17 protein-coding genes and 1 pseudogene are annotated in these 17,132 nt (G+C 68.6%); 13 read left to right on the top strand and 5 right to left on the bottom strand.

Annotated elements, in window-relative coordinates; all coding sequences use genetic code 11:
• Window positions 1-606: 606 nt before the first annotated feature.
• The gene (locus ACIHFD_RS19655) at window positions 607-822 is read right to left on the bottom strand and encodes a hypothetical protein (protein ID WP_397368143.1); all 216 of its coding nucleotides are present in this window, start codon (window positions 820-822) and stop codon (window positions 607-609) included.
• Window positions 819-1,658, bottom strand: coding sequence for a TIGR03620 family F420-dependent LLM class oxidoreductase (locus ACIHFD_RS19650; protein ID WP_397368142.1), 840 nt, complete (start codon window positions 1,656-1,658; stop codon window positions 819-821). Before ACIHFD_RS19650 ends, ACIHFD_RS19655 begins: the two co-directional genes overlap by 4 nt.
• A 94-nt stretch (window positions 1,659-1,752) precedes the next feature.
• Between ACIHFD_RS19650 and ACIHFD_RS19645 the strand changes: the two genes are divergently transcribed.
• The 5 genes from ACIHFD_RS19645 to ACIHFD_RS19625 all read left to right on the top strand — a co-directional run bounded on the left by ACIHFD_RS19645 (window position 1,753) and on the right by ACIHFD_RS19625 (window position 5,937).
• Complete coding sequence (locus ACIHFD_RS19645) at window positions 1,753-2,619, top strand: LysR family transcriptional regulator (protein WP_350743181.1); 867 nt, start codon at window positions 1,753-1,755, stop codon at window positions 2,617-2,619.
• 563 nt (window positions 2,620-3,182) lie between these two features.
• Window positions 3,183-3,788: a helix-turn-helix transcriptional regulator gene (locus ACIHFD_RS19640; RefSeq protein WP_397368141.1), complete on the top strand. Its 606-nt coding sequence runs from the start codon at window positions 3,183-3,185 to the stop codon at window positions 3,786-3,788.
• A gap of 967 nt (window positions 3,789-4,755) precedes the next feature.
• Window positions 4,756-4,974: a hypothetical protein gene (locus ACIHFD_RS19635; RefSeq protein ID WP_397368140.1), complete on the top strand. Its 219-nt coding sequence runs from the start codon at window positions 4,756-4,758 to the stop codon at window positions 4,972-4,974.
• 49 nt (window positions 4,975-5,023) lie between these two features.
• The gene (locus ACIHFD_RS19630) at window positions 5,024-5,446 is read left to right on the top strand and encodes a hypothetical protein (RefSeq protein WP_397368139.1); all 423 of its coding nucleotides are present in this window, start codon (window positions 5,024-5,026) and stop codon (window positions 5,444-5,446) included.
• 125 nt (window positions 5,447-5,571) lie between these two features.
• Complete coding sequence (locus ACIHFD_RS19625; RefSeq protein WP_397368138.1) at window positions 5,572-5,937, top strand: hypothetical protein; 366 nt, start codon at window positions 5,572-5,574, stop codon at window positions 5,935-5,937.
• Between the two features lie 163 nt (window positions 5,938-6,100).
• Here ACIHFD_RS19625 and ACIHFD_RS19620 read toward each other — a convergent pair whose 3' ends face one another.
• Window positions 6,101-6,493 (bottom strand): winged helix-turn-helix transcriptional regulator, encoded by a 393-nt coding sequence (locus ACIHFD_RS19620; protein WP_397368137.1) that lies wholly within the window; start codon window positions 6,491-6,493, stop codon window positions 6,101-6,103.
• Window positions 6,494-6,642: 149 nt separating this feature from the next.
• On the opposite strand from ACIHFD_RS19620, the gene ACIHFD_RS19615 reads away from it, so the two are divergent.
• The 7 genes and pseudogenes from ACIHFD_RS19615 (at window position 6,643) to ACIHFD_RS19585 (ending at window position 14,350) form a co-directional block, all read left to right on the top strand.
• A complete protein-coding gene (locus ACIHFD_RS19615; protein WP_397368136.1) occupies window positions 6,643-7,476 on the top strand; it encodes an enoyl-CoA hydratase/isomerase family protein in 834 nt (277 codons plus the stop codon).
• A gap of 182 nt (window positions 7,477-7,658) precedes the next feature.
• Window positions 7,659-7,895: pseudogene (locus ACIHFD_RS19610) on the top strand (DUF4158 domain-containing protein); the annotation flags it as partial.
• A gap of 32 nt (window positions 7,896-7,927) precedes the next feature.
• Entirely contained in the window at window positions 7,928-9,001 is a 1,074-nt protein-coding gene (locus ACIHFD_RS19605; protein ID WP_397368135.1) for a tyrosine-type recombinase/integrase, read from the top strand.
• Window positions 8,925-9,560, top strand: coding sequence for a hypothetical protein (locus ACIHFD_RS19600; protein ID WP_397368134.1), 636 nt, complete (start codon window positions 8,925-8,927; stop codon window positions 9,558-9,560). The genes ACIHFD_RS19605 and ACIHFD_RS19600 overlap by 77 nt, the downstream gene beginning before the upstream one ends.
• Window positions 9,561-10,347: 787 nt before the next feature.
• Complete coding sequence (locus tag ACIHFD_RS19595) at window positions 10,348-12,507, top strand: MMPL family transporter (RefSeq protein ID WP_397368133.1); 2,160 nt, start codon at window positions 10,348-10,350, stop codon at window positions 12,505-12,507.
• A 5-nt stretch (window positions 12,508-12,512) separates the two neighbouring features.
• Window positions 12,513-13,691, top strand: a complete 1,179-nt coding sequence (locus ACIHFD_RS19590) for a sensor histidine kinase (RefSeq protein ID WP_397368132.1) — start codon at window positions 12,513-12,515, stop codon at window positions 13,689-13,691.
• A 29-nt stretch (window positions 13,692-13,720) separates the two neighbouring features.
• Window positions 13,721-14,350 carry a response regulator gene (locus ACIHFD_RS19585; RefSeq protein ID WP_397368131.1) on the top strand — a complete coding sequence of 210 codons (630 nt, stop codon included), beginning with the start codon at window positions 13,721-13,723 and terminating at the stop codon, window positions 14,348-14,350.
• A 199-nt stretch (window positions 14,351-14,549) separates the two neighbouring features.
• Here the strand turns inward: ACIHFD_RS19585 and ACIHFD_RS19580 are convergent, their stop codons facing one another.
• Both ACIHFD_RS19580 and ACIHFD_RS19575 read right to left on the bottom strand, forming a co-directional pair.
• Window positions 14,550-14,795, bottom strand: a complete 246-nt coding sequence (locus tag ACIHFD_RS19580; RefSeq protein WP_397368130.1) for a hypothetical protein — start codon at window positions 14,793-14,795, stop codon at window positions 14,550-14,552.
• 156 nt (window positions 14,796-14,951) lie between these two features.
• On the bottom strand, window positions 14,952-15,341 hold the full coding sequence (locus ACIHFD_RS19575) for a hypothetical protein (RefSeq protein WP_397368129.1): 390 nt from the start codon (window positions 15,339-15,341) through the stop codon (window positions 14,952-14,954).
• 1,185 nt (window positions 15,342-16,526) lie between these two features.
• Here ACIHFD_RS19575 and ACIHFD_RS19570 point away from each other — a divergent pair.
• Window positions 16,527-17,108: a hypothetical protein gene (locus tag ACIHFD_RS19570; RefSeq protein ID WP_397368128.1), complete on the top strand. Its 582-nt coding sequence runs from the start codon at window positions 16,527-16,529 to the stop codon at window positions 17,106-17,108.
• The last annotated feature ends 24 nt before the right edge of the window (window positions 17,109-17,132 follow it).

The raw sequence follows: 17,132 nt of genomic DNA, 5'->3' as shown, positions 1-17,132 counted from the left end.
GCCGGGCAAGCTACGATCTCCTCCGGAAAATGGCCCTGCTGAACTGAGCCCAGGATCACCGAACGTGATCACTCCCCGCCAAGTGCGACAGACCCCGGTAAAGGGCCGGGAATCTCCGGCGCTACGTGGCCAGACATAATCCCTTGACGGCAAAAGTACGGCCCCGCCGTGCGGCGGGGCCGGAGGTGTCGAGGTGGTGGGTCGCGGGTTCGGGGCGGGAGTCTCACATATGCAGCCTCCACCGCCTGCCGACTCTCGCGGCCAGTCCCTGTTAGCCCCGAACTTGAAAGCCGTCTCGGGGATCTTTGCCTCACGAGGCTTTGAAACAAGGGTTTGCTTTCGCTCGTCCTTTCGGCCTTCCCCTCGCCTGTGGCCCCCGGACGGATCAGGTGCTCTTGGGCTTTTCCTCTGAGCTCCGCACCCCGCAGTTACCCGCGACGCACGTCAGAGTAGGGACGGATCTTGGACACTGGTCCGAGCTGTGACCACGGCTTCATGCCGGACCTCCTGTCATAGCTGCTCATCGAGTGCGGCCTCATGTCGCACCACGTCAGGCAAGTAGGTGGCGCTGACGTCAGGTGTGGTGGGCCATCTTGATGGCTGAGATCAGCCTGCCACCGGCGTACTACCCCGCCGTCCTTCCCAGCCGCCGAAGGTCGGCAGCAGCTCCTCCAGCTCCGTCATGGAGTGGGTGATGTTGATGCAGATGCAGCCCCCGCGTGGAGACTGCTTGGACACAGTTGGGACGGACCCGCACCGGAGGTTGTGGTGCTCGCCGACGTGGACGCTGACGTGGACGCCGACGCGTTCCCGCCCGGTCACTCGGGCCTGATGGCCAGCACGGCGTCGGAGACCGCTCGGAGGGTGGCGATGGGGTCCTCGCCGAGGGGGTAGACGCCGACGTGGTCCGCGCCGGCATCGAGGTGCGCGGTCAGGCCGCGCGCGAGGTCGGCCGGGTCGCCGTAGGCAAGCAGTGCGTCGATGACGCGGTCGCTCCCGGTGCCGGAGAGGTCCTCGTCGGTGAAGCCTAGCCGCCGGAGGTTGCTCGCGTAGTTGGTGACCTGCAACGCCTTCCCGGGCGGTGCGGCCCGGGCGACGGCGCGGGCCCGCTCGACGTCGGGCTCCGCAAGCGCGAAGTGGCCGGGAAGTAGCAGCTTGCCCGCACCCAGGACCTCCCTCGCCCGCCGGGTGTGCTCGGGCGTGACCATGCAGGGGATGGCACCCGCGGTGCGGTCGCGGGCCAACCCCATCATTCTCGGACCGAGGGCGGCCAGCACCACCCGCTCGGCCGGGACGCCGGCCAGCGCCAGTTGGTCCAGGTAGGACACCAGGGTGTCATATGGCGACGCCCACTCGGCGTGGACCTCGCGGTGCCCGACCCCGACGCCGAGAAGGAACCGGCTGGGGTGCCTGGCGACGATTCGGTGGTAGGAGGCGGCGACGGTCTCGGCGTCGGCGGTCCACACGTTGACCACGCTCGTGCCGACCACCAGCCGGGTGGTGGCGTCGAGGAGCTTCTCCGCGAAGGCGAGGTCGGCCGGTGGCGATGCGTCCAGCCAAAGCGTGCCATAGCCGGCCCGCTCCACCTCCATCGCGCTCTGCGGGCTCACCTCATGCTCGCGTAGGTGGGCGCCGAGCAGACCCAGATCGATATCCATGATCCGATCCCAGCACCAGGCCCCATTCGGAAACCAGGACCAGTTCCGACGCGCTCGATAACCTGGAGGCATCGTCGCAGAACAGGGGGGCTCGGTGGAACTGCGGTCACTGCGCTACTTCGTTGCGGTCGCCGACGAACTGCACTTCGGGCGGGCCGCCGAGCGGCTGCACATCGCCCAGCCCGCGGTCAGCAGGCGCATCGCCCAACTGGAACGGGAGCTGGGAGTCCGGCTGCTGGACCGTTCACCGCGCCGGGTTCGGCTCACTGCTGCGGGGCACCGGGTGCTCGCCGCGGCGCGTGATGCGCTGGCGGCCGCGGATCGGGTCCAGGCCGCCGCCGGTGCGCCGGCGGGCACCATGCGCATCGGTACTGCCGCCGGGTTCACCGCTCGCCTGGAACGCGGGATCGACGCGCTGCGCGAGCACTCCTCGGCGCTCGGCGTCGACGTCGTGCTGGTCGACCTTCCACTGGCGGCCCGTCTGGACACCGTGCGACGGGGGGAGATCGATCTGGCACTGGCCCGGGGGGTGCGTTCGGCACCCGGGCTGCGGGTGCTGCCGACGTGGACGGAGCAGCTGTTCGCGGTCGTGTCCGTGCAGCACCTCGCCGCCGGTCGCTCGACAGTCGACCTGGCCGATCTCGCCGTCGGCGAACTGCGGATCCCGTCGCGGGACCACGGCCTGTTCCTGCCGGAGGCCTTGAAAGCCGCGATACGGAAGGCCGGGGTCGAAACTCGGGTCGGCCGCCTTGCCGGGACGGTCCAGGACACGATCGTCGAGGTCGGTTTCAATCCGCGTAGCTGGACCGTGCTGCCAGGCGACCAGGTCGCGGAGATCCGCTCCACCCGGGTGCGGGCAATCCCGTTCACCCCGCAGACCACGATCACCGGCAGCGTCGTGGTACCGGTCGACCTCCCGCACACCTGCGTCGCTGCCCACCAGGCGGCCTTCGGAGATTGACCCGTCCACAGCAAGATGCGAACCCGACGCGGTGCGGCGATGGCGGCCCACTCGCCGAGCGTGGGATCGACGGCGCCGCCGCGGAGGGTCGCGACCGACAGGAGGCCTCCGCTGCCGATCGGCGGGCGAGCGCGAGTGACCGTGAGGCCAGCGGACAGGCCGGCGTTCGGCGGCACTGAGCCGGCTGGAGTCGAGCGTCGACCGCCAGGCCGCTGCCACGCAACGGACCGCCCGGAGACTGAAGCCAGACGGCGGCCGGCCATACGGCTCTCCGCTCGGGTCCGTGCGACCAGACGCAAAGTAGCTGTTTATCTGGGGTCGCCGTGAGGCGTCAGGCACGTAGAGCATGTGGGGGGTGGTGCCACGTGGCTTACGGATATCCAGGGGTTGTTCTGTCACGTCAGCCACGTAAGGGATGTGCCGTGCTCCAGACTTCGCCCTGAACAAACGGTGGAAGCGTACGCAGCGCACTGTCGGACCCCCGTCCGTCTCCACGGTTTGTTCAGGGGAATGTGGCACGCCGGCGTCCGGCAAGACCCGCACCATCGTCTGCTGGAGGTTCCGTGTCGGAGGCCGACTACGGGTACGACTGCCTGCGCCTACGCGCCGCTCGGGAGGCACAGGGGCTGACGGTGGCGGAGATCGCGGCCGCTGCCGGTCTGTCGGAGCGGGCGGTGAACTTCTCCTTGGCCGGCACCCGCCACCCTCGCGCTCCGGTCCTGCCGCGGCTGGCTCGTGCGGTCGGCTTGCCTGAACCTCTCGACCTGTGTGACCTGCGCGACGGCGAGCGCATCGTGCATCTGCGCGTGCGAGTGGGCAAGAGCCGCGCCCAGATCGCCGCCGCCCTCGGGTGGCACCCCGGCACCTACCGGGGCTGGGAGCTCGCCGGACGGGCCGAGGACAAGATGAGCGGAGAGCAAGCCGGGGAGAGCGATTGGGACCAGCCGGACCGGGGTCGCTGGGCACCCGCGCCGTTCTTCAACCGGGACGTGCTCCAGCGCGGAGCCATGGTCGACGGCGACTGGCGGCCCCCGGTGTACGGGCCCTACCAGTACGGCAATCCCAACCACTTCGCAGCGTTCGAAGTCCCCGCCGAACGCCTCCGCCAGGTCCTCCAGCGCACCCGCGCAGACCGAGCAGCACAACTCGGAGAACTCCTACGTGGCTGACGTGCCTTACACCTGCCCGAGCTCCTGACCAGTGCTTTCGCTCAACTACCCCAGATAGGCGACGGGTCGTGGTCCAGGCGGCGGAAGGCCCGCGGGGCACCGCGGTGCACGCCGAGTACGAGCGCCTGGGCCTTCGACGTTGTGTACCGTCCAGCACATCCCTAGGGACGTCGCACAGGCCAACTATGTTCCGTTTGACCTTGTCCCGCTTCACGGCGTTATTGACGGTGCGATTGAGAATGTCATAGATCAGTTTGAGGGTATTGCCCGATGTGCAGCAGCTATCGGCGCATGAGTAGGGGCCTACTCATGCGCGAACGCAGCGCAGGAACCAGAGTTCCCGTAGCAAGCTCAGGCCTGAATCTCGGAGGACACATGGCACTGAAGCGAACCCTGGGCGTTCTGGCCGGAGCAGGCGTCCTCGTGCTCGGCGGCGGGGTGGTGGCGTATGCCGCCATCCCCGATGGAGACGGCGTGTTCAACGGCTGCGTCGCCAAGCTGACCGGAGTTCTGCGGGTCATCGATCCCGCCGAGGGACAGCGATGCCTGGTCGTCGAAACACCGATCAGCTGGAACCAGGTCGGATCACAGGGTCCCGCTGGCCCACAAGGCCCACAGGGTGCCCAGGGGCCCCAAGGGCCGCCTGGCGTGGGTGCCAGCGGGCCCGTCTTACGAGTTGGCGCCGACGTCCGCTTCCCCCAGGGGGAGAGAGCCTCCACCTTCGCGGCGTGCGAGCCAGGCGAGGTCGCCACCGGCGGCGGCTTCCATGGGACCATTGTGGCTGATTGGGCCATTGAGAAGTCCCAACCGGCGCTCATCCCTGAGGACCAGCAGGGCGCGAGCGTAGGTAGGCCCGGAGAGCCCGTCAACGGATGGTGGGTCATAGCAACGCCGACGCGCAGCGGATCGGGGTCGATAAGGGCCGAGGTCTTGTGTATGAAGGTGAGATGACGGCATCCAGGACGGAATGCTCCTCCACGCTGCGTTCCAGCAGTCCGTAGTAGATGTCCATGCGCCTGCCTCGACCTTGACGTCCTCGTCGCCGTGGACGATCCACCGGGTCGCCAACGCGACGCCGTCCTCGGCGACGACCAGGCCGTCGGGCAGGTCCGAGTCCGACAGTGAGCCGACGCTGGCCAGGTGGTCGTCGGGCGGCAGCAGGATCGTCGAGGCGACTGCCGTGTAGTTCCAGGCCGGTGTTGGTGGGGACTTCCAGGTGGTCACCGCTCTGGCCCATGGCGATGGTGTATGCGCGGTCACCAAGCCTCGAGACGGGCGATGATCTGGACGCTGTGGCCGGGACGAGGGCGAGGGAAGGCGGTACGGAGAGCACGCTGAGCGACGAACTGAGTGACATCCGGAACGCATTGCCGCGCTCACCTGTGCACAACCCTGTACACGAAAACATCGAGTTCCAGGACACGCTCAAGCCGGTCGCCAGATTGTCCGTGCCCGCGCGCTCGTATCTGGCGAGCGCGTACTTCTCGCTGCGGAACGACTACGACTCCGCCGTACATCAGGCGACCTGCAGGCTCGCGGCCAACTATCCACCCGGCACGGAGCCCGGCTCCATCGTCCCGTCATGCCATGCAATCCCCGGCTGGACGGCACGGGCGACCAACATCCAGCTGACGCGATCCAGGCGTCCGCCGTGGTGAACGAGGACATCCGGGTCGAATGACTTCGTGTATCGGCATCCTCTGCCTGTCGTGCTGATCGCCCGGCGGAAGTTGAGCATGCCCTACTCATGCGGCGCCGCCGGTGATCCCTGACGCTGTTGACCATGACAAAACTCGTGGCACTGTTCCTAGTGTTCTGGGGTCCTCTGTACCACCCGACGTACCTCGCCTCGATGTCCGGGACGTACGAGAACGGCGTGGTCGACGGGGAGATCTGGGCATACGCCGGCCAGTGCGCCAGGGCCTTCATCGAGACCAGCTACCAGCCTGCGGGCGCCGGATATTACATCAAGCGGTGGTCATACTCGGCGCCTGCCTGCTCGCCGACGGCGTTGGAGACTACGACACCGTTCCAGATGTACCTTGACGGGCCGGTCGAGGAGATCACCCACATCGGCGCCTCCGTCTGTCGGTGGACGGCATGGGAGTCCATGACCTGCGGCCCTACCCAGACCATCTTCGCTCGCTGACTTCGCTGGCCCCGTGCCCGCTGACCGCCTCTGCGCAGACGTGTGGCGCGACCAGCTCGACGAAGGAGCCGGAATGCCTTGCCTGGGCGGTCCGCCGACCGACGGTTGTCCAAACAGCCCGAGACCGCAAACTGCCGCCGTGCCGATCACGGACGATGAGCGCTCAACCATCACTGGAGTGGGCACTTACGGAGCGCGCGTCGTAGGTCCGCTGCCGGGCGTCGATGTCGTCGGCGTGTTCGACCGCCCAGGTGTAGAGGTGCAAGAACGGCTCACGCAGCGACTCGCCGAGTGGCGTGAGCGAGTACTCCACCCCTACGGGCGAGGTCGGCAGGACACGGCGTTCGATCATGCCGTTGCGTTCCAGACGACGCAGGGTCTGGGTGAGCACGCGCTGGGTGACTCCCTCGAGCTGGCGCTTGATCTGGTTGAACCGTTTCGGCTCGGCCAACACCGCCATCGTCATCATCGACCACTTGTCCGCGATCTGGTCGAGGATCGGACGGGTCGGGCAGTCGGCGCGGAAGACCCAGTCCGGCTCGCTGGTATCGGTCACCTAGGTATCCTCCGCGATGCTTGAGATGCCAAAAGTGCGTTATTGACGCCCCCAGGCGATCACCCAACCATAGGTATACATCAGATACCTAGCGGCGCGGCAGCCACTGTCGCATTGCCGTCGCCGCCTCCGGATAGGAGTCCCCCGGCGTGAGCCAGCTCACCTTCCCCACCCTGCACGTGACGCGCGACCGCGGCGTCGTCAAGGTCGTCATCGACAACCCTCCCGTGAACGTTCTCAGCCTGGCGATGATGGCCGACCTGATGACGCTGCTGACCACATTGCGGAAGGACGAGACGGCCAAGGTTGTCGTGTTCGAGAGCGCCGACCCGGAGTTCTTCATCGCCCACGTCGACATGACGCTCGTGGACGACGAGGACGCCACCGCCGACCCGACCGCCGGGGCGCCGGCCAGGCTCAACGTCTTCCAGGCACTCGGCGAGGCCCTGCGCACCCAGCCCCAAGTGACGATCGTCAAGCTGACCGGGATGGCTCGTGGCGGAGGGGCCGAGTTCGTCGCGGCGGCCGACATGAGTTTCGCGGCGATCGGCCGGGCCGGGCTCGGCCAGATGGAGGTGCTGGGCGGCATCGTGCCCGGTGGCGGCGGCACGCAGTACCTGCTAGCCCGGGCGGGCCGCAACCGCGCTCTGGAGATCGTCCTCGGTGCGGATCTGTTCGACGCGCAGACGGCCGAACGCTACGGCTGGGTCAATCGCGCGCTGCCGACCGACGAGATCGACGCGTTCGTCGACCGGCTCGCCCGAAACATCGCGGACCTGCCGGACGGCACGATCGCGGCCGTCAAGAGTGCCCTGCCGCCGCAGGACCTGGCCGCCGGGATGGTGCGCGAGCACGAGGCATGGGCAAGTCAGTTCGCCCGGCCCGCTGCGGAGAAACTGTTCCGCAGCGCGCTCGCGGCCGGCGCGCAGACCCGCGACGGCGAGCAGCGCCTGGAGCAACTGCTGCGCTCGGTCACGCTCTGAGAAACTTCAGCCGACCGGCAGCCTGGCCAGGGTCGTGGCGCAGGAGCCGGGGCTCGCCGCACGGGCTCCTGCACTGGGTTCCACGGCCTGTTCACGCTGATCGGTCCGTCCGGAATCACTGCCGTTACGTTCGTTCCGGTTTTGTCTGGTACGGCACGTGGAGTGGTGCGTTGTCAGAGAAGATGTTCTCCGAGGAGCAGTTGGAGCAGCTGCGCTCGTTCCCGGAGATCAGCGCAGATGAGTTGATCCGGTATTTCACGCCGACGTCGGCTGACGTGGCGTTCGTGAGTCCCGGCGGGCGAGGCCCTGTCGACCGGCTGGGCATGCTTGTCCAGCTGTGTACGCTGCCGTGGCTCGGATTCGTCCCCGACGATGTGGCCTCGGCGCCGCCGGCGGCGGTGGCCCGGGTCGCGGAGTGGCTCGGCATGAGCAGGCGGCCAGGTGGCTGCGGATGTGGGCTGATCTGGGGCGGGCGCCGCGGACGATCGAGGCCTACGGGGTCGGGCTGGCTGAGTACCTGGGGGTGTGCGAGCGCGAGGGGGTGGATCCGGTGGAGGCAGACCGAGCGCATATCGCCAAGTACGTGCGAGAGCTGTCGAGCAGACCCGGCATGCGCGGCGCCAACGTGGTGTCGATCGACTCGGGGACGGGGCTGGCCAACGCGACGCTACAGCAGCGGCTGGTTCCGGTGCGGCTGCTGTATGACTTCTTGATCGAGAAGGGGCTGCGGGAGTCCAATCCGGTCGGGCGGGGCCGCTACACACCCGGACGGGGTGGTGCCGGCAGTCAACGGGGGCTGGTGCCGCGGCTGGCGAAACTGCCGTGGATCCCCAGTGACCTGCAGTGGCTGGAGGTGCTGGAACTTGCCCGGAAGGAGCCGATCCGTAACCGGGTGATGCTCGCGCTGGCCTACGACGCGGCGCTGCGCCGCGAGGAGTTGTGCTCGCTGGGCACCGATGACCTGGATCCGGCCCACCGGATGCTACGGGTGCGAGCGGAGACCACCAAGGGCCGGCGGGAGCGGGTGGTGCCGTACTCGGCGACGACCGGAGTGCTGCTGGCGAGATACCTCAAGCACCGAGCGACGATCAGCCGAGCCCGGGGGCCGTTGTTCCTGTCGGAGTCGCGGCGCAACGACGAACGGCCGCTAACGTTGTGGACTTGGTCGAAGGTCGTACGCAGGATCGCGGTCGCCGCGGACCTGCCGCGATTGTCCACCCACACAACCCGGCACCTGTGCCTGACCGACCTGGCCCGGATGGGCTGGGAACTGCACGCGATCGCTTCCTTCGCCGGCCACCGGTCGACCGAGTCGACACTGAAGGACATCCACTTGTCCGGTCGGGACCTGGCCGACAAGCTGGCCAAGGGTATGGGCCACATCCACGCCTGGCGGGTCGAGCACTCGCCGCCATCGCCTTCCCCTCGGCGCCCCCGTCGGACCTGCGGTGACGCGGGCATCCCAGGCGGCCACAGAGCAGGCCGCGACTCCGGCATGGTCCTGGATAGCCGACCCCGGCTATGACCGTTCACCTGCGCTGACGACGCTGGAACTGGATGCGCTGAAGGCGCTGGGGTGGGAAGTCCGCCGATGGCACCGCCACTGCCTTGATCATGATCAAGGCGAAAGGCATGCGCTGCAGCGGCTGATCTTGCCGCTGGTCGCCGCCAAGGATCACCTTGAGGTGTCCGTGACGGACGATTTTCAGCGCCGCTCGGCGACTGATGCGGTCGCGCTGGTGTTGCGCGGCTGCGCCACCTACGGCACAAGCTTCTGGGCGTGGGATGCTGCGGCCTGGGCCGAGATCCTCGGCCCAGGCCGCAAGGCGTTCCAGGGCAGCTACCCGGGATGGGCGGACTCTTCGGCCCGGTCTTACGCCATCGGCGTGGCCTACCTGTTCGGCTTCACCGACTTGAACCTGCTCGGCAACGTCGGCCGCGCCGCCGTCGCGCGGAAGGTCTTTGGCATGGCCCCGTCGATGACGCCATCGACCAGGTCACCTCGGTACTGCACGGCTGGGGACAGCGGTCCCCACAGGTCACAGCGCGCACCGCCAGCCTGGTATGTCACGCGCTGCTGCTGAACTGCAGCCCGCTGCTGGAGGACCTGTCACCGGAGGTCCTCCAGAAGTTGCGGACGAACATGACCATCCCATACTCGCTGCGGCAGAACATCCACAGCCTCCACCGGGCCCTGGCGGCCCTCGGCCTCACCAGCGCACCGCCGGCACCAGCACGTCTGGCTCGCCCGCCCGTGGTGGGCGTGGCCCAGACGTGGGTTAGCTGGGTGCCGCGCTGGCACGACACCTCACCCCTCCCACCCCGCGGCCGCAAAGGCCGACGCAACGTGGCTGGCCGCCGAACACCCGGAGATCCAAGAGCCCGGCCAGTGGACCCGCGAACTCTGCGCCGCCTGGGTGGCCCGCCGTCGACCGGCTCCGCATCGGGGACTACATCCAGTCCGACGACCCGCTCCTGGAGCGTCTCGGCGAACCGTTGATGCCGCGCACCGAGGCCGGGCTACCGCAGTGGCATAAGTCCACTCCTCCTGAACGACGATCACATCCCGCGCCGGTCCGGTTGACGCGGCGTACCCGGGCAGAGGCTGACCGCCAGATCGCGGCACTGGAGGCCTATCGTCGAAACCAGTCCGGGCGGGTCTTCGATCGCGTGTGGCCGCCTGAGGTCGCCCTGGCAGGTCCCTGACTGACCTCCCCTCAGCCGGCCAGGTAGGAGATCGAGCGAACCTCGTAGCCGGCGTTTTACAAGTATTGGGGTGTGCTGCAGGACCCCGTGTCCACCGGACGGTGGACGGCAGGTACGACCGGACGGTGCTGTCGCCCGCACACCCTGCCGGACCAGGCTTGACGCATGAGTGAACTACCCGTGCGGGCCGCGTTGTGGAGCGCCCGGCACCCCTGGCGCGCGATCGCCGGCTGGCTGATGTTCGTGGTCCTCTGCCTGGGCGCCGGCATGACGCTCGGCACCCGCGCCGCCGCCACCGAGGATTACCGGGTCGGCGAGGCCGGCCGCGCCGAGACCATGGCCGCCGAAGGAGGGCTGCAACGCAGGCCCGAGGAACAGGTGCTGATCACCGGCCGCGACAACGCCCGGCTCGACGCCGCCGCGCGGGAGGTCAGGGCCAGGATGGAGCGGCTGCCCCAGGTGGAGGGCGTGGCGGCGCCCGCACGCTCCGCGGACGGCGGATCGGTCATGGTCCGGGTGACGATGCGGGGCGCCGAGCTGGACGCCCAGAAACACGTGGATCCGCTGGCCGCGCAGACGGCGGCGGTCCAGGCCGCCTTCCCGGACCTGCGCGTCGAGGAGACCGGCGCCCCCTCCATCAGCAAGGGCGTCAACGCCCAGCGCGGCGCCGACCTGGCGCTGTCCGAGGCGATCACCTTCCCGGTGACGCTGGTCGTCCTGCTGCTGGTGTTCGGCTCGGTGGTCGCCGCGTCGGTGCCGCTGCTGCTCGCGCTCTCTTCGATCGCGGCGGCGATGGGGTTGTCGATGGCGGCCTCGCACGTCTTCCCCGACGCCGGCGTGGGCAACAACGTGATCATCCTGATCGGCATGGCCGTCGGCGTCGACTACTCGCTGTTCTACCTCAAACGGGAGCAGGAGGAACGCGCCCGCTCCGGTGGTGGGCTCGCCCCCGAGGCGCTGGTGAAGCTGGCGGCGGCCACCTCGGGACGGGCCGTCGTCGGCTCCGGGCTGGCCGTGATCGTGTGCGGTGCGACCCTCTACCTGGCCGGGGACGTCATCTTCTCCTCCCTGGCGACCGGCACGATCGTGGTCACGCTGGTGGCCGTGGCCAGCTCGCTGACCGTGTTGCCCGCGCTGGTGGTGGTCATCGGACGGCGGCGGGAGCGGCGGCGGGAACGTCGCCGCGGGCCCGACCGCTCCCGGGCGCGGCAGGGCCGTGTCCGGGGCGTGCTGCTGGGGTCCGCGAGCAGGCGTCCAGCGATCACGCTGGCCGTCTCGGCCGGGGCGCTGCTCGCGCTCGCTGCCCCGCTGCTGGGCCTGAGACTGTCGGACATCAGCCTGGAATCGCACTCGCGGGAGATCCCGGCCATGCAGGTGCGCGACCGGCTCGTCGCCGCGTTCCCCGAGATGAGGGTCACGCACCAGGTCGTCGTGCGCGCCGGCACCGAGCAGGCCACGCAGGTGCGCCAGGCGCTCGGCGAGGTGACGCGGCGGACGCGGGCCGACCGGCTGTTCGCCGGCGAGCCCCGGCTGCGCGTCTCGGCCGACCGCCGCGTCAGCGTGCTCGCCCTGTCCGTCCCGTATCGCAACGACTCGCCGCAGGGGCGCGCGTCGCTGGCGCAGCTCAGGGACGGCTACCTGCCCGCCGCCCTTGGGCGGGTGTCCGGTGCGGAATGGGCGGTCTCGGGCGACGTGGCGCGGCTCACGGACTACGCCGCGCACCAGAAGAGCAAGCTGCCGCTGGTGTTCGTGGCGCTGCTGCTGGTCACGTTCGCGATGACCGTGGTCCTGTTCCGGTCGTTGGTGCTCGGCCTGCTCGGCATCGTGCTGAACCTGCTGTCGGCGGGTTCCGCGCTCGGGCTGCTCGTCCTGGTTTTCCAGGGGACGTGGGCCGAGGGTCTGCTGGGGTTCGAGTCCACCGGGACGATCGGTTCGCGCGTGCCGCTGTTCCTGCTGGTGATCCTCTTCGGGCTGTCGATGGACTACCAGGTGTTCGTGCTGAGCCGGATCAGGGAGGCCGCGCTGCGCGGCGTGCCCGCGCGGACAGCGGTCCTCGATGGGGTCGCGGGCTCGGCGGGCGTGGTGACCAGCGCCGCCGTGGTGATGGTGACGGTGTTCGCCAGCTTCGTCTTCCTGCACCTGATCGAGATGAAGCAGATCGGGTTCGTGCTGGCGGCCGGCGTGCTGCTGGACGCCTTCGTCATCCGCGTGCTGGTGCTGCCGTCGGCGATGCTGCTGCTGAGCGAGGCGAGCTGGTGGCCGTCGCGGCGGGTCCGCTCCGCGGCTGGGGATGTGCGGGGGAGCGCGCCCGCCCACGTAGGTTGAACCCTATGCCGCCTTCCTTGACGGGCCCGTTCTGGGCGAGGACCCTACAGCGCTGGAACGCCGTCTGCTGGGCGCTGTACGGCCTGCTCGCCGCAGCCATCGTGGCGCTCGACCCGCCCGGCGAGGTCAAGATCTGGTCGCTGGTGCTGATGGGCGCGGTCGCCGGCTCGTACGCGGTGGTGGTGCGCTTCCCGAGGGTGCTGCGTCCGCACGCGTACCTGGGGGTGCTGGTCGTGGCCCTGAGCGGGCTGGCCTACCTGCGCCCCGGGTACGCGGCGCTGTTCATGGTGACGCTGCCGCACTTCTGGATCTTCGCCGGGTCGTGGCGCGCTTCGGTCGTCTTCAGCGGCGCGGGCGCCGTGGGCACGCTGGCCACCAGCGCCCTGCGGGCCGGGTGGAGCGCGGAGTTCTTCACCTCCAACGTGGTCTCCACGCTGATCGTGTACGCGGCGAGCGTCCTGATCGGCATCTGGGTGCACCGGGTGGTCGAGGAGAGCCACGAGCGCGCCCGGCTGCTCGCCGAGCTGGAGCGCGCCCAGGCCGAGCTGTCGCGGGCGCACCAGCGCCAGGGCGCGGCCGACGAGCGCGAGCGGATGGCGCGCGAGATCCACGACACGCTCGCGCAGGGCTTCGCCTCGATCATCGTGCTGGCCGAGGCCGCGCGCTCCGGGCTCGGCCGGGCCGACGGCCGCAGCGCCCAGCAGTTGCGCTCCATCGAGTCGACGGCGCGCGAGAACCTAGCCGAGGCCCGCGACCTCGTCGGCTCGGCGCGGCAGTACGGCGGGGCGGCCGCCGGGTCCGTGGCGGCGACGTTGCGCCGCACCCTCGACCGCTTCACCGAGGACACCGGGCTCGCCGTCACCGCGGAGCTGGCCGAGATCGACTGCGACCAGCAAACCCGCATCGCGCTCCTGCGGTGCACCCAGGAGTCCCTGGCCAACGTGCGCAAGCACGCGCGGGCGTCCACGGTGGGCGTCGTGCTGGCGCAGCAGCCGTACGGGGTCGAGCTGGAGATCACCGACGACGGCGTCGGCTTCGAGACCGGGCGGTCGCGCGGCTTCGGCCTGGACGGGATGCGCAAGCGGCTGGCCGAGCTGGGCGGCGAGCTGGCCGTGACGAGCTCGCTCGGCGACGGCACGCGCGTCTGGGCGATGATTCCCCTAGAGAGCGAGCCCCTGACATGACAGCCCGTGACGTGACAAGGACATCTGTGGTGCGCGTCGTCGTGGTGGACGACCATGCGGTCATGCGGGCCGGGGTCGTCGCCCTCCTGGCCGCCGAGCCGAGCATCAATATCGTCGGCGAGGCGGGTGACGGGCGGGCCGCTCTGGAGCTGGTGGAACGGCACGACCCGGACGTGGCGCTGCTCGACCTGCGCATGCCGGTCCTGGACGGCGTGGCGACCACGACGGAGATCGTCGCCGGACATGCGAGCACCCGTGTGCTGATCCTCACCACGTACGACACCGATGAGGAGATCGAGCGCGCCGTGGAGGCCGGCGCCATCGGCTACCTGCTCAAGGACACCACCCGTCAGCAGCTCGTGGACGCCATCCACGCGGCGGCCCGCGGCGAGACGGTGCTGGCGCCGAGGGTCGCCGAGAAGCTGATCGCCAAGCTGCGCAGACCCGCGCACGTCGCGCTGACCTCCCGCGAGGCCGAGGTGCTCAACGGGGTCGCCGACGGCCTGACCAACGCCGAGATCGGCGACCGGCTGGTGATCGCGGAGGCGACGGTGAAGACGCACCTGCTGCGGTTGTTCGCCAAGCTGGACGTCAACGACCGCACCCGGGCCGTGGTCGTCGCGCTGGAACGCGGCCTGCTGCGCCGCCCCCCGCACTGACGGGCTCCGGTAGTAATGGCTGTGAATCCAACGATGTTGCTGCCGACCTGCGGAGACTTCTTGGGGAATACGATCACGGGGCGGCTGGCCAAGCTCCGTCCGTGCAGGTCAGACCCATATCCGTTGGATTCTCCGCGATTACTACCGGGGCCCCAAACAGCCAACTCGGCCAGCCCGAGCCTGTGGGAAGCAGGACGCCTCAAGCCGGGCCGACAGGGAACAACACGCGCGGCTCCAAATCCACCAGTCCGCCGAGGCCGAGCAGGTGCTTGCTCTGGCGGTAGCCGACGATGTACTCGTCGTACGCCTGCAGCAGCCGCACCGACGGGGCCGGAACGAGGACGTTCCCCGGCGCGGACCAGTAGATGACGTCGTCGACGTCGGTGCTCTCGAGCGAGCCGCCGACAAGTGACAGTCCAGTGGCGATGCCGGGGGCGCAGACCACGTAACGCCGAAGGGATCAGTCTCCTGGTCACGGCGGGTGTGCGCGCGAGGATTACGGCTCGAACATCAGTGGGCGCAGTGCTGCCAGTACCTCGGTCGGGGCCCGGCCGACGGACCGCCGTCCGGGCCCTGAGTTGCGCAGCGCGCCGTGAGGCCGTCAGGCTGTCCTGGTGGCGGGCACAGTGCCGGGCTCGCCGTCAGACCACTCAACTATGCTGTAGGCGAAGTGGCGGCCGTAGTGGCCGGGATCTCCCACGCACTGCCACCACGACCCGAGATACTTCCTCTGCTTTGGCTGCGTGGCGTCCCACGCCAGTCTCAGCGCGTTGCACTTCTCGTCGTTGCTTTCCGCAAGAATCGACTGCGTCGCGAAGAGGCCTATAGCGCCCAGAGCAGCGTAGGCGACTGCGATGGCCACTGTCTCATCCACCTCATAATTCTGGGTTTGTTCGGAGGCGGTCTTCTTGACGTGGTTATTCTCGTCTTCAGTCAGGTAGCGCATGGGCGGGGGAAGCGGGACCGGCGTGGGGATCTGATCTTCGGACATGCCGTCACCATGGCATAGGGGCGTTGCCCCCGTCACCATGGCCGCTTCGCGGACGGCGCCCTTCCCCCGGTCTTCTGCGTCGTACCTCGCTGGTCTGCCGCTGCGGGGTTCGGAAACACGGTTCGATGCACCTTTGGGATTCCGGGCCATGCAGAAGGGATGAACGGCGGACGCGCGCCGACCACCTCCTGGTGATCACCGCGCTTGAGGGACAAGGCCACGAACCTCGCGCTTATGGCTGCCCGGCTCGGCACCGTGCCTTACATGCCTGACAAGATCATCTCGCTCTGACCTGCGAGAAGGGGCCAAGAATCCAAGATAACGATTGTTGCCGCGCGCTGACAATGCACCATGCCTTCAAGGCCGATCGACGACGGGCAAGCCGCCCTCGACCGGCTCACCGACACTCCCACCCCAGCAGGTCCAACACCTCGTCAGATAGGCATTCCAGCCACCGTGACCGTCCTTCCGATCGTGGACGTCTGCCAAGGCCAGAGCGCTTCGGCTAGAGACAGCCATCCGAGAGTCATGTGGGCATCGGCACGTATGCTCTCGGGCCCCTGCTCATCTCCTTGTCCAGGCGAACGCCGCTCTCCAACTCGATCACTGCAAGACACGTGCCCAGCACCGATACCTCTGGGCTATCCGTCCAGGTCTCGGGTTCGCCCGACCAGGTGTCGTAGGCGGCAGCGAATCTCTCCGCGTAGGGCGCCAGCGGCCCAATCTGTTCGGTCCAGGCGATGAAGGGCAACCAATCAGGTTCGGGAAATCGAAGCTAGCCCGTCGCTCTTTCCATGAGGCATACAGGGTGGTGTTGCCCTCGATCCAGTGACCTTGACGTGGCTGGGCAGCGCTTCCCATACGGTGCGCCGCGCCCCCGAAGCCCCGCAAACTCGCCGAACCGACCCAGAACGGGCCTTGTACCGGCTCGACCGGTCTCCATGAACGTCGGAGCGGTTCAGTGAGCCCCGGTCTCCCCGCGCTGTGGGCCACCCCCGCGGAACCACCGCAACAGCGGCACCGGAGGGCCGTTCGGGCCTCTGCACCGTTCCCAAGAAGTCCATCTGGAAATAGTTCGTTCCACTAAAGAATAGGGTCTGGCGTGGTTTCTCTTTGTGATCTACCTTTCGGGCAAATGATCAACGTGGTCGCCCGACGCGCGACCCTCGAGAAGGGTAGGGCTCCATGGTCCGGACGATTGCGCGGATTGCCGCTATCGGCACACTCTTCATCGCCAGCGTCACCGTCACACCCACGACCGGCGCGTGGGCGGCGTCCGCCTGCTCCTCGCCGCAGGAGAAGACCTTCTCGCTGCCCGGAAAGCCGGACGTGTGGGTGGGCGCCGAAATGTGCATCTACACCAGGGGTACCGGCAACAATCAGAAAACGGGCATGCTCAGCATCAACTGGTCAGGGTCGTTCCTGGGCGGCAAGCGGTTCGACAAGTTCATCGCGGAGGCACGCGTCGAGCGCAACGACATCATCTACGGGAACGAGCAGTGCGACTGGACGAGCGATCTCAACAGCATCTCCGACTCCGAGGGCGTGATGTGGGACTGCTACGCGTACTACAACTCGTCTCTCAACGGCGGGTGGACCGCCGACGGGAGGATCATCTACAACATCAACAACGACGGCAAGGGCGACTACGTCTGGAACCTCACCGGCTCGCCCCGGGTCGCCATAGCGCCGGACGGCACTGAGACCCTGGAGCCCTCGGCCGAGGCGCCTTCGGTCGAAGAGGCACCCGACGATCCGACCTCCTGAGCCCGAACCGGGTGGCCCGAAGGC

It is taken from the genome of Nonomuraea sp. NPDC051941 (genome assembly GCF_044593615.1).
This window is presented reverse-complemented; position numbering and strand designations above follow the sequence as displayed.